The sequence below is a fragment of the Horticoccus luteus genome (genome assembly GCF_019464535.1).
GTDB classification, from domain to species: domain Bacteria; phylum Verrucomicrobiota; class Verrucomicrobiia; order Opitutales; family Opitutaceae; genus Horticoccus; species Horticoccus luteus.
In genome coordinates this window covers 2,482,965-2,495,896 of sequence record NZ_CP080507.1, presented here as the reverse complement: position 1 = coordinate 2,495,896, position 12,932 = coordinate 2,482,965, and the positions used below count along the sequence as shown (strand labels likewise).

Below are 12,932 nucleotides of genomic sequence, written 5' to 3'. Positions count from 1 at the left end.
TGTGGTGTGAAGACTCGCCGAGCTGCCGCTGTCACCCGCATAAATCTTGAATCGTCCGGCGGCCTCGCTCCGCCCATCCCCAACGTTATCGCCATGTCCTCCTCATCGTTGACTCGCCGTGAATTCGTGCGCCGCGCCGCCCTCGCTGCGGCCGCCGCCCAGTTGTTTGCCTCGTCGCGCGCCGCCGCGTCGCCTGTTTCCGCCCCCGCGGCGCCGTTGCGGCTGCCGCCGGGTGCAGCGCCGGTGCGCTGGCTCGACGGCAAGACGCCGGGAGAAACGATTGGCAACACGTGGGGCGTTTCGTGGCCGCGGGGGCAGTATCCGCGCGACACGAAATTCGCCTTGCGGGCGGTGGGCGGCGAAGCGGTGCCGGTGCAAAGCTGGCCCACCGCGTATTGGCCCGACGGGTCGTTGAAGTGGACGGCACACGCGGTGCCGGCGGATGCGAAGCCGGCGGAGGCTTTTGAACTGAGCGCAGGCGAGCCGGCATTGCCATCGCGGCCGCTCACCACCACGACGAACGCGGACACCATCACTGTGGCCACCGGCGTGATCGAAGCGGTGATCGCGCGCCGCGGCGATGTGCTCGTGAAGACGATCCGGCGCGACGGTCGCGACGTATTGAAGCAAGGCCGGCTCGTGTTGCAGCGACAGGATAAACCGGATGCGGGGGTCGCGATCGAATCGTTCACCGGGCGGATCGAGAAAGTGACGGTCGAGCAAGCGGGTCCCGTGCGGGCGGTGATAAAAATTGAAGGCCGGCATGCGGCCGTCGCGGGCACTCGTGAATGGCTGCCCTTCATCGTGCGCCTGTATTTCTACGCCGGGGGCGAAGCAGTGCGCATGGTGCACACGATCGTGCATGATGGTGACGAACAGAAGGATTTCATCCGCGGGCTGGGCGTGCGTTTTGAGGTGCCAATGCGCGGCGCGCTGTATGACCGGCACGTGCGGTTTTCCGGACAGGACGCAGGGCTCTTCGCGGAAGCAGTGCAGGGCATCACGGGTTTGCGGCGCGATCCCGGGGTGGCGGTGCGCGAGGCGCAGGTGGCGGGGCGCGCCACGCCGCCGTTGGAAACGTGGAGCCCGGCGGTCAGTCAGCGGTTGCAATATGTGCCGGCGTTTGGCGATTGGACGCTCTTTCAATCGACCGCGGATGGATTCGAAATCCGCAAGCGCACGCGGGAAGGCTTTACCTGGATCGGGCCGGCGCGCGGACAGCGGGCGGGCGGGCTCGGTTACGTGGGGACGCCGCAGGGCGGCGCGGCGTTTGGCGTGCGTCATTTTTGGGAGAGTTATCCGGCCCAGTTTGATCTTCGCGGGGCCACGACGGCGGAGGCGGAAGTGACGATGTGGCTGTGGGCGCCGGAGGCGGGCGCGATGGATTTGCGCGGCTATCACGACGATATGGGCGAGGACACTTACGCGAAGCAGACGGAGGCGTTGGAAATCACCTACGAGGACTACGAGCCCGGGTTTGACCGGCCGGAAGGCGTGGCGCGCACAAGTGAGCTGTTCCTGTGGGCGCTGGCGGCGACGCCGACGCGTGAGCGGTTGGTTGAGCTGGCCGGAGTGGTGCGCGAGCCGCCGGTGCTGCTGACAACGCCGGCGCATCTCCACCTATGCCAGGTCTTCGACGGACTGTGGGCGCCGGTGGATCGGTCAACGCCGGCGCGGGCGGCGGTGGAGGATCAGCTCGATTGGTATTTCGATTTCTACCATGGGCAACGCGAGCAGCGCCGCTGGTATGGCTTCTGGAATTTTGGAGACGTCGTGCACACTTACGATGCGGACCGTCACGAGTGGCGTTACGACGTCGGTGGCTTCGGTTGGGACAATTCCGAGCTCTCGACCGATCTCTGGCTCTGGCTGTTTTTCCTGCGCACCGGCCGGGCGGATGTGTTTCGCTTTGCGGAGGCGATGACGCGGCACACAGGTGAAGTTGACGTGCATCACCTCGGGCGCTTCGCGCCACTGGGTTCGCGCCACAACGTGCTGCACTGGGGTTGCAGCGCGAAGCAACTGCGTATCAGCACGGCGGCCAACCGGCGGTATTACTACTATCTCACCGCCGACGAGCGCGTGGGTGATTTGATGCGGGAGCAGATTGAAGCGGTGCGCGCGTTGGTGCGGATCCAGCCCGGCCGGAAGCTGCCCGCAGCCCGCCACGCAGGCGACCTCGCGCGCGAAACGCCGTCCGATGCCGATCATGCAGGCGTTGGCTTTGGCACCGATTGGGGCGCAATTTCCGCTGCGTGGCTGACGGAGTGGGAACGCACGGGCGATCCGAAGATTCGCGACCGACTTGTGGCGAGCATGCGAACGATCGGGCAGCAGCCACGGGGATTTTTTACCGGCGCCGGGATCATGGATCTCGATACGGGCGCCTTTGCGATTTCGAAGAGCGACAAGGTTTCCGTGTCTCATCTCAGCGCGGTCTTCGGTCTCGTGGAGGTCTGCGCAGAACTCATCCAGCTCCTCGATGTGCCGGAATTCAAGAAGGCGTGGCTGGACTATTGCGAACTCTACAATGCGAGTCCGGAGGAACAGCAACGCCGGCTTGGACAGCCGTTGCACGGTTTGAATCTGCAGCAGGGCCACTCTCGCCTGACGGCCTACGCGGCGAAACTCACGGGCAATCCGGCGTTGGCGAAGCGGGCGTGGCGCGAATTTTTCCGCGGGCAGGGTGGCATCCGACGTCGAGGAAAACTCGCCGCGGTCCGTGTGACGGGCCCGGCGGTGCTGCGTCCGGTGGACGAGGCCGATTTCGTGTCGACCAACGCCACGGCGCAATGGGGTCTGGCGGCGATGGAGTGCCTTGCCGTGACGGATCGTTCCCTGCCGGCGAATGGCGATTAGTGCACGCGGTGAGTTTATAGAGACTCCGCGGTATCGGTGGCCGCCGGGGTCCGCGAGGCGTGGGATCGATCAAACAAGCGGCATGCACCGGCGGGAAATTTCAATGCTGCGGGAAAATGGAAGCCTGCGGGATTCTTGCATTCCGTCGGGTGGATGCTAATCACGGCGCGTGTCTGGCGCGACCCCTGCACGCAACTGGCTCTTTCTGGGCGGACTGTTCCTGCTGACCGTGGGGCGCGCGCCGGCGGAGGAGGCCGTTTTTGCCACCGAGCGGTGGACGCGTTTTGCCGAGACGCATTGGGCGCCGTGCCTGGTCGCCGGCGTCGTGCTCGCCGGGATGGCGGGTTTGCTGCTGGGATTGCATTTCAATCAAGGGCAGGAGCGGCCGGTGCAGACGCAGGAGCTCGCCGAGGAACGTGCGCGGGCGATCGAGGCGCGGCGCGCGCAAGAGGACGCCGATGCGGCGAACCGCGCCAAAAGCGATTTTCTCGCGACGATGAGCCACGAAATCCGCACGCCGCTCAACGGCATCATCGGCTCCGCCGAGCTCATGGCGGAGACGTCGCTCACGGCGGCGCAGCGCGAATACATGGCGACGGTGCAGGCGTCCGCCGAGGCGCTGCTTTCGATCATCAACGACATCCTCGACTTTTCAAAAATCGAGGCAGGCCGGGTGCAATTGGAACACGCGATGTTCGACCTGCGCCAGCCGGTGATCGAAGTGGTCAAAATCGTCTCCAGCCGCACCGCGGGCAAAGACGTTGAAGTGATTCTGAGCATCGCGCCGAGCGTGCCGGCTTGCGTGTATGGCGACTCCACCCGGTTGCGGCAGGTGCTCCTCAATCTGTGTGCCAACGCGATGAAGTTCACCCCGCGCGGGCAAGTTGTGGTGCAGGTGGAGCCAGAGGGAGACGCACTCGCCGACGGAAAGCGACGCGTGCGGTTCGCGGTGGCGGACACCGGCATCGGCATCACGGCGGACGCGCGGCCGCAGCTCTTCCAAAAGTTTCACCAGGTCGATGCGTCGACCACGCGGCGTTTTGGCGGCACGGGGCTCGGGCTCGCCATCTGCAAGCGGCTGGTGGAGTTGATGGGCGGCGAGATCGGGGTCGAGAGCGAGGTCGGGCGCGGGTCGACCTTTTGGTTTGTGCTGCCGTTCATCGTGGAAGATCTGCCGGTGGCGATGGCGCCGCTTCCCTGGCCGCGCCGATTGTTGATTATCGACCGGCTGGAGTCGCGGCGGCAGGCGGTGGCAGCGATGGCGCGGGGGCTGGGTATCGAAGTCGCGGTGGCCGAATCGGCGGCGGTAGCGCTGACGGCGAGCGACGGGTCGCCGGCAACTCGGCCGCAGGTGATTCTCGTCGACGAGAGCGACTGGGCGGAGGCGACGGCGGAGATGGCGCGGTCGGCGAACGCCCCAGGTTGGGCGGAGTCGCCGTGGGTGGTGCTCGCGAGGCCGGGAGCAAAAGTGGCGGAGGGGAAGGTGGCGGCGACGGTTTTCAAGCCGGTGCTGCAACCGGAGCAGTTGCTGGAGGCGTTGCGCGTTGCCAATGGCGGCATGCGCTTGGAGCCTGCGACGACGGCGCGCGGCGAAGACGATAAACCGCGCCACCGCGTGTTGCTGGCGGAGGACAACGCCGTCAACCGCATGGTGGCGTCAGGGATGTTGCGCCGACTCGGGTGCGCGGTGGAGATCGCGGAGAACGGAGCGGAGGCCGTCGTCAAGGCGCGGCTCAATCACTACGACGTCATTCTGCTCGATTGCCTCATGCCGGAGATGGATGGCTGGACCGCGGCGTCGGAAATCCGGCGGTCAGGCGAGGGCAACGCGCGCACGCCGATCGTGGCCACCACCGCGAATGCCACGGCGGGCGATCGGGAACGCTGCCTGCAAGCGGGCATGACCGAGTATCTGGCGAAACCGTTGCGGCTGTCGGAATTGGCGCGCGTCATTGAAAAATACGGCCGGAAAGACGACGCGGACGCGACGACGGCGGGATCCTGAAGCCGCGGAGGGCCCTGGCTGAGGTCGCGCCGCGAGAGCGAAGCGCGCGTGGTTGCGCGTGCGGGGCCGCGGCGAACTTTTGGTGTGCGCGGGCGGAGACGCCGGCGGGCGGAAGCCTCAAGGCTTTTCGGCGGGTTGCGAATAGAGTGAGACGAGGCGTGCGACGAGCACGGCGAGATAGAGCACGCCAGCAATGGATTCGAGAGTGGCGAGCATACGCACGACGCGATTGACCGGCGTGATGTCGCCGTAGCCCGCCGTGGTCAGCGTGCAAAAACTGAAATAGATCGAATCCGCGAAATCGAGCGGCGTGCCGCTGGCCGGGGCAGGGGTGAACGCAAACGCGTTGGGCACCATGCCGGCGACCATCAGATAGAGAAACGCCCACAGCAGACCGACGAGCAGGTAGACCGAAATCCCGGCGGACAGCACTTCGGCGTCGACGCGCCGGGCGCGCAACGCGAAGCGCAAGAGTTGCCAGATCGTGAAGCCGACGAAGATCGCCAGACTTCCCGCGGACAGCGGATGATCCGGCGCGAGCGCGGTGAAATGCGGGAGCCAGCGGAAGGCAATGGCGGGCGCGAGCAGGATGGCGCCAATCACGAGCACGCGGGGCCGGCCGCCCACGGCGAGCAACGCGGTGAGCATCACGTAGGTGAAGAGAGCGCTGGTGATCGATTCGCCGTGCGGCATGCCTTCGAGCACCGGATACGCCACGAAGAGCACGACGAGCGACAGCAGAAGCTGCAGCCCGGACGAGCGAAACAGGCCCTTGCGCACCAAGCCGTCGAGGCGGGCGCGCGCCGTCGCCGCCAACTTGGATGGGGCGATCTCAGACATGGGGGCCGGCGGTTACTCGGTGCGGAGGAGCTCGGCGAGTTTGCCAGGCTCCTTGCCGCCGCCCATCGCGAAGTCGGGCTTGCCGCCGCCTTTGCCGCCGAGTTGCTGGCTGAGGTGCGCGACGAGTTTGCCGGCTTGATGGCCGGCTTTGATCGCGGCGGGCGAGCAGAGGACAACGAGGCTCGTCTTTTCGCCGAAGGCGGCACCGAGCACGACGACGCCTTCGCCGAGGTGGCCGAGAATCTGGGCGCCGAGCGAACGCAGCGTTTCCGGAGCCTCGACGCTGACGACCGCGCGGACGAATTTCAGGCCGTCGCGTTCGACCGCCTGCGCGGCGAGTTCGCCGGCGAGGGCGGCGGCGGCGCGTTGTTCGAACGCGCGCAGCTTTTTCTCGAGCTCTTTCTGATGCGCGAGGAGCGAGTCGAGTTTTTGGGCGACATCGTGCGTGCCGGCGTTGAGGCGGGCGTTGACGGCGGCGAGGGCGGCGTCGCGTTGCGCGATGAACGCGAGCGCGGGCTCGCCGGCCACGGCTTCGATCCGGCGGGTGCCGGCGGCGATCGCCATTTCCGCGACGAGTTTAATCGGGCCGATTTCCCCGGTCGTCGTGACGTGCGTGCCGCCGCAGAGTTCGCGGCTGTAGCCGCCGATGTCGACGACGCGGACGATCTTGCCGTATTTGTCGCCGAAGAAGGCGAGGGTGCCCTCGGGTTTCTTGTCGAACTCGGTTTCGTAGGTCTCGACGCGGGCGTTATCGATGACCTTTTCGTTGACGAGGTGTTCGACGGTGTGGAGCTGCTCGGGCGTCATCGCCTCGAAGTGGGAGAAGTCGAAACGCATGCGGTCGGGCGTCTTCGAGGTGCCGGCCTGGCGAACGTGGGTGCCGAGGGTCTGGCGCAGCGCCCAGTGAATGAGGTGCGCGGCGGAATGGTGCCGTGAGATGGCGCGGCGGCGGGCGAAATCGATCGTGAGTTGCGCGGGGGAATTGCGCAGCGCCGAGGCGGAGTAACGGATGTCGTCGGTCGCGAGCTTGTGCAGATGACGGCCGGCTTTGTCTTTGATCGTGTCGACGATGTTGAACGTCTGCCCGCCGACGACGGCGGTGCCGGTATCGCCGGCTTGTCCGCCCATCTCGGCGTAGAAAGGGGTGCGATCGAACACGAGGTAAGCGGCGTCGCCACCGTGCACGATATCGAGGAGAATGGCGGCGACGGGTTTCTCGGTGTCGACGACGTAACCGGTGAAGAGGGAGGCTTCGAAAATTTCAGAGGCATCGCCCTCGGTGGCGGCCACGAGGATGTCTTTCTTGTGGGCGGCGCGGGCGCGTTCACGTTGCTGGCCCATGAGGCGTTCGAATTCCCCGGTATCGACGGTGAGTCCGCGCTCGGTCGCGAGGAGCTGCGTCATGTCGAGGGGGAAGCCGTAGGTGTCGTAGAGTTCGAAGGCGAGGGCGCCCGGCACGGCGACTGCCGTGAGATGAGCGGTCTGCGAATTGAAAATAGAGAGCCCCCGATCCAGCGTGCGGCCGAAGGATTCCTCTTCCCCGCGGATGACGCGGCGGATGACTTCCTGCTGGGAGACGAGTTCAGGGAAGACGGCGCCGAGGCTTTCGACGACGGGAGCGACGAGCTGCTCGAAAAAGCCGGGCGCGAGGCCGAGTTTCTTGCCGTAAAGAATGCCGCGACGGAGAATGCGGCGGATGACGTAGTTGCGGCCTTCGTTGCCGGGGAGAATGCTGTCGGCGATCGCACAGCTCACACAGCGCGCGTGATCGGCGAGGACGCGAAAGGCGACGTCGATGTTTTCCTGCTCGGTCAGGCCTTCGCGTTTCGTCGGGACGGTGGCGTGATAGGTGTGGCCGGAGAGTTCGGCGATCTTGCGGAAGGAGGGGGCGAAGACGTCGGCGGCGTAGTTGGACGGATCTTTCGTGAAATCGGTGAAGCCGTTGGTCGTGGCGTAAATGCCGGCGACGCGTTCGAAGCCCATGCCGGTGTCGACGTGTTTCGCGGCGAGCGGAGAAAAGGTGCCGTCGGCGTTGGCGTTGAACTGGATGAAAACGTGATTCCAGATCTCGATGCAGCGCGGGCTGGAGGCGTTGACGAGTTGGCGGCCGGCACTCTCGTCGTCGGACGGGAGGAGGTTGAAGTGGATTTCCGAGCACGGGCCGCAGGGGCCGGTGTCGCCCATCATCCAGAAATTATCCTTCTTGTTGCCGTTGACGATATGGACGGCGGGATCGAGGCCTTCGGCGCGGAAAAGGCCGGCCCAGATGTCGTAGGCTTCCTGATCGAAATCGGAGGGGTCGCCCTTGGTTTTGTCGGGCGCGTAAACGGTGGCGAACAGGCGTTTGGCGGGAATGCCCCAGACCTTGGTGATGAGTTCCCAGCCCCACGTGAGGGAATCCTGCTTGAAGTAATCGCCGAAGGACCAGTTGCCCAGCATCTCGAACATCGTGTGGTGATAGGTATCGTAACCGACGTCCTCGAGGTCGTTGTGTTTGCCGCCGGCGCGAATGCACTTTTGGGTGTCGGCCGCGCGGGTGTTTTTGGCGGGCAAGGCGCCGGCCCAGGACGCGACGTCGGGCGCGCGATCACCGAGAAAAATGGGCACGAACTGGTTCATGCCGGCGTTGGTGAAGAGCAATCCGGGGGAATCGGGCAGCAACGACGCCGAAGGGACGATCGTGTGGCCGTGCCGGGCGAAGAAATCGAGGAAGCTCTGGCGAATCTCGGCGGAGGTCATGGCGATGGCAGAAAATCACGAAGACACAGGGCGGCCGGGGCGTTAGCAAGAGGGGAATTGGCGGCGGGGACGATGAACCCCGGCCACGCGCAGGCCGGGGATTGCCATCGACGGGCGAGGCGGGTCGTGGCAAGTTTCCGCCGGTGAAAGGGCTTTCGATTTTCGTGGAGGCTGGCCCCGCGGGCGAGCAGGCGAGAGGGCGCAGAAGCGGCCGCGCCTCGCGTGGGCGCTGGTGGCTGCTGTTGTGGGTTTTCTGCCTCGCCGGGCTGCGCGGCGCGGAGGCGCCGGAGCCGGCATTGAGCGTGGTGCGCGTGGTCATGGACGACAATTATCCGCCCTACATTTTCAAGGATGCGGACGGCCGTTTGCAGGGGATTTTGGTGGATCAATGGGCGGCGTGGGAACACGTCACGGGCATCAAGGCGGAGTTGCACGCGATGGATTGGGCGCAGGCAATTCGGCGGATGCGCGCGGGGGAGTTTGACGTGATTGACTCGGTGTTCGTGACGGACGAGCGGAAAACGTATTGGGACTTCACGGCACCTTACGCGAAGATCGTGGTGCCGATCTTTTTCCGCAAAAAAATCTCGGGGATCACCGATCTGGATTCGTTGCAAGGATTCGCGGTGGCGGCGAAGGAGGGCGATGCGGCGGTCGATCTCCTGCGCGCGCACGGCGTGACGACGATCCAGACCTTCCGCAACTACGAGTCGGTGGTGGCTGCGGCGCGGGAGCACAAGGTCAACGTGTTCGTCATCGATGCGCCGCCCGCGCTGTATTTTCTGAACAAGGCGGGGATTGCGGATCAATTCCGGCGATCGGGCCCGGTGAATGTGGGGCGCTTGCACCGCGCCGTGCGGAGAGGCAACCGGCGGGTGCTGACGGCCGTGGAGCGGGGGTTTGCGATGGTCGATCGGGCAACGCTGCACGCGATCGATGAGAAATGGTTCGGCACGCCGGTCGAAGGAACCGCGAGCCGGCGAGCGTGGCTTTACCTGGGTTACGGGGCGGCGGCAGCGTTGCTGTTGATCGCGGTCCTCGCGGCGTGGAGCCTGGCGCTCCGTCGGCGCGTTGAGCGACGGACGGCGGCGCTGCAGGAAAGCGAGGCGCGATTTCGGCAGGTGGTGGAGAACATCCAGGAGGTTTTCTGGATGCGCGACGTCATTGAGCAGCGGATTGTGTATGTGAGCCCCGGCTATGAAAAAGTGTGGGGTCGCAGCTGCGCCTCGCTCTACGAATCGAATCTGTCGTGGCAAAACAGCCTCCACCCGGACGACGTCGAGCGGGTGATGGCCGCCACGGCGCGGCAGAGCGAGGGCGACTACGATGAAACTTACCGCATCATCCGGCCCGATGGCACCGTGCGCTGGGTGCGCGATCTGGCGTATCCGGTGAAGGATGCGGCGGGGCGTCTCGTGCGGCTGGTTGGATTGGCGGAGGATATCACGGACCGGCGGCAGCTGGAGCAGCGGTTTCTCCAGAGCCAGCGCATGGAGGCGGTCGGTTCGCTGGCCAATGGGCTGGCGCACGATTTGAACAACATCCTCGCGCCGGTGCTGCTGTCCGCCGGCTTGTTGAAGGTGAGCCTGAACAATCCGCGCGAACTCGAATTGGTGACGTTGATCGAGCGGGCGACGAAACGCGGGGCGGAAATCATCAAGCAATTGCTCATCTACAGTCGCGGGACGGAAGGCGTGCGGGTGCCGGTGGAGATTCGCCACGTGATCGACGAAGTCGCTTCGATCGTGCGGGAGACGTTTCCGCGCAGCGTTGAGCTATCGATGAATCTCGCGCAGGGCCTGCCGCTCGTGCTGGCGGACACCACGCAGTTGCACCAAGTGTTGCTCAACCTGTGCGTCAACGCGCGCGATGCCATGCCGGCCGGCGGCGCGTTGAGGCTGAGCGCGCGCGCGGTGTTGGTCGACGACGGGGAGGCGCGGCAGCATCCCGCCGGTCGGCCGGGAGAATTTGTCGACGTGACGGTGGAGGATACGGGCCACGGCATGGATCGCCCGACGCTTGAGCGCATTTTTGAACCGTTCTTCACGACGAAGGCGGTGGGACACGGCTCGGGGCTGGGACTTTCCACCGCGCTCGGAATTGTGCAGAGTCTGGGCGGCTGGATCACGGTGACGAGCGAGCTCGGGCAGGGCAGTGCGTTTCACGTGTATCTGCCGGCGGTGGCGGCGCCCGATGCGCCGAGCATCACGTCGGACTCCGTGAATCCGTGGTTCGGTGGCGGCGGCGAATTGATTCTCGTGGTCGATGACGAGGAGCCGGTGCGAGAGAGTATGCGCCTGCTGCTCGAACGCGCGGGCTATCAGGTCGTGACCGCGGAATCCGGAGCCGAGGCGATCGCCTTGCTCCGCGCCAGTATCGGCCATGTGCGGGTGCTCCTCACCGATCTCATGATGCCGGGAGTGGATGGCTGCGAGGTGGTGCGCGCAGCGCGCGCGTTGCGGCGTGACCTGCCCATCATCGCGGTGAGCGGTTACATCGCGGAAGAAAAACGCGCGGCCCTGCGGACAGCCGGCGTGAACGAAATCCTGGACAAACCTTACGGCGCGAGCGCGTTGCTCGGCGCCGTGGCGCGCGTGCTGCGTCCGGCGGACTGAGTTGCGCGAACGACGGCGGCGCGGGGCGGCGGGCGTTACAACTGCGCAATGATCGCGTCGGCCATCGCCTTGGTGCCGACGGCGTCGGTGCCGAACGCGATGTCGGAGGTGCGCGTGCCGCTGGTGACGGCTTTCCGCACCGCGGCCTCGATGCGCGTGGCGATCTTTTCGAGGCCGAAGCTGAAGCGCAGCATGAGCGCGGCGGAAAGAATCTGTGCGCACGGGTTGGCGATGCCTTTACCGGCGATGTCGGGCGCGGTGCCGCCCGCGGGCTCATACAGCCCGAAAGGCAGTCCGAGGGAATTTTTGCTGGCCCCGAGCGAGGCCGAGGAGAGCATGCCGAGCGAACCGCAGATGACGGCCATCTCGTCGGAGAGGATGTCGCCAAACATGTTTTCGGTCACGAAGACGTCGAACTGGTTGGGGTTGCGCGCGAGCTGCATGGCGGCGTTGTCGACATACATGTGGCTCAATTCCAAGTCGGGGGCATGGTGCGCGACGTAGGCGTTGACGGTTTTGCGCCAGAGCACGGAGGTCTCCAGCACGTTGGCCTTGTCGATGGAGCAGAGTTTCTTTTTGCGCGCGCGCGCGGTCGTGATGGCGACGGCGAGAATGCGCTCAATCTCGCTCCGGCGGTAAACCATTGTGTCGACGGCCTGCACGTCCCCATCGGGCAGCGTGGTGGTTTGCTTGGGCTGGCCGAAGTAAACGCCGCCGGTGAGTTCGCGGATGCAGACGATGTCGATGCCGTCGGGGATGCGGCTGGTTTTGAGCGGGGAAGCCTCGGTGAGTTCGCGGTAGAGCAGGCCCGGCCGGATGTTGGCGAACAAGGTGAAGTGTTTGCGCAGCGGCAGCAGGGCGGCGCGCTCGGGCTGCTCGTGGGGCGGAAGTTTCTCCCACTTCGGACCGCCGACGGAGCCAAAGAGAATCGCGTCGTGTTCCGCGCAGATCTTGAGCGTCGACTCGGGGAGAGCCTTGCCGTGGCGGTCGATTCCTGCGCCGCCGACATCGGCCGCGGTGTAGGCGAGCGTGAGATTCTCCTGTCGGGCAACGTGCGCGAGGACGCGAAGAGCCTCGGTCATCACTTCAGGACCAATGTAATCACCGGCGAGAACGGCGAACTTGAGCGTGGGCATAAGAGATGAGCGTGGCAGGCCCCTGCGGCGTGAGGCAAGAGGGGAGTGCGGCGGCTGATGGGTTGGCGAACAATGCGGTCTTCGGCAGCGGTCCGAAGAATCGACTTAGGGCCGTCGGAATGGTGGGCGAAGGGATCTACCGCCGTTCACTACTTCGTGGGTCAAGAGTCAAGACATGGGGTTTTGGTTTTAGGTTTACTGGTTCGGCTCTTTGCGCGTGCCGAGAAAAACATCGATCCAGTATTCGACTATGGCGTAATTCCTATGGACCTCGCGATGGTGGATGAAGTGCAGTTCGCGCTTCGTCCTAAACCACTGGAACCTCTCCCAAACGCTACCTCTGAGGTGATACTGCTTGTGGAGATAGATGTGCCACCAGATCGCGAACGCCATCGCAGCTACGTGGCTCAAGAAAAGCCACGTCCCCAAAAGCCACGCGACCAATAGCGCCACAGGGACAAATGGAATTGCGTAATACCACATCACATGCTGCTCGCTGTCCAACCACTCGTCAGCAATCAGGCGATGTGGCGGATACTTTCCGTGATGGCCCTTCGCATGCGTCTCGTACACCTTTCGAATGCGGTCGTGATGGCCGAAGATTCGGTGGAGCAACGTCTGAATGATCGCCGCAAAGTAATATGTGCCGACGAACATCAAGCTGCAGTGAATGGCGATCATCGATTTTACCGGGGCATTATAGCTGCGATGAAGGAGCGGAAAGCGAGGAGGGTGCTT

The 12,932-nt window shown here is 64.9% G+C and carries 7 protein-coding genes; 3 read left to right on the top strand and 4 right to left on the bottom strand.

The window, feature by feature from the left end:
* Positions 1–93: 93 nt before the first annotated feature.
* Complete coding sequence (locus K0B96_RS10370; protein WP_220160833.1) at positions 94–2,859, top strand: exo-rhamnogalacturonan lyase family protein; 2,766 nt, start codon at positions 94–96, stop codon at positions 2,857–2,859.
* Positions 2,860–3,028: 169 nt separating this feature from the next.
* Positions 3,029–4,864: an ATP-binding protein gene (locus K0B96_RS10365; RefSeq protein WP_220160832.1), complete on the top strand. Its 1,836-nt coding sequence runs from the start codon at positions 3,029–3,031 to the stop codon at positions 4,862–4,864.
* 117 nt (positions 4,865–4,981) lie between these two features.
* Here the strand turns inward: K0B96_RS10365 and K0B96_RS10360 are convergent, their stop codons facing one another.
* Together K0B96_RS10360 and alaS are read right to left on the bottom strand one after the other, a co-directional pair.
* Positions 4,982–5,704, bottom strand: coding sequence for a potassium channel family protein (locus K0B96_RS10360; protein WP_220160831.1), 723 nt, complete (start codon positions 5,702–5,704; stop codon positions 4,982–4,984).
* 12 nt (positions 5,705–5,716) lie between these two features.
* Entirely contained in the window at positions 5,717–8,443 is a 2,727-nt protein-coding gene (alaS, locus tag K0B96_RS10355; protein ID WP_220160830.1) for an alanine--tRNA ligase, read from the bottom strand.
* Positions 8,444–8,586: 143 nt separating this feature from the next.
* On the opposite strand from alaS, the gene K0B96_RS10350 reads away from it, so the two are divergent.
* Entirely contained in the window at positions 8,587–11,058 is a 2,472-nt protein-coding gene (locus K0B96_RS10350; RefSeq protein WP_220160829.1) for a transporter substrate-binding domain-containing protein, read from the top strand.
* 35 nt (positions 11,059–11,093) lie between these two features.
* Here K0B96_RS10350 and leuB read toward each other — a convergent pair whose 3' ends face one another.
* Together leuB and K0B96_RS10340 are read right to left on the bottom strand one after the other, a co-directional pair.
* A complete protein-coding gene (leuB, locus tag K0B96_RS10345) occupies positions 11,094–12,194 on the bottom strand; it encodes a 3-isopropylmalate dehydrogenase (protein WP_220160828.1) in 1,101 nt (366 codons plus the stop codon).
* Positions 12,195–12,389: 195 nt separating this feature from the next.
* The gene (locus K0B96_RS10340) at positions 12,390–12,875 is read right to left on the bottom strand and encodes a hypothetical protein (protein ID WP_220160827.1); all 486 of its coding nucleotides are present in this window, start codon (positions 12,873–12,875) and stop codon (positions 12,390–12,392) included.
* Positions 12,876–12,932 lie beyond the last annotated feature (57 nt).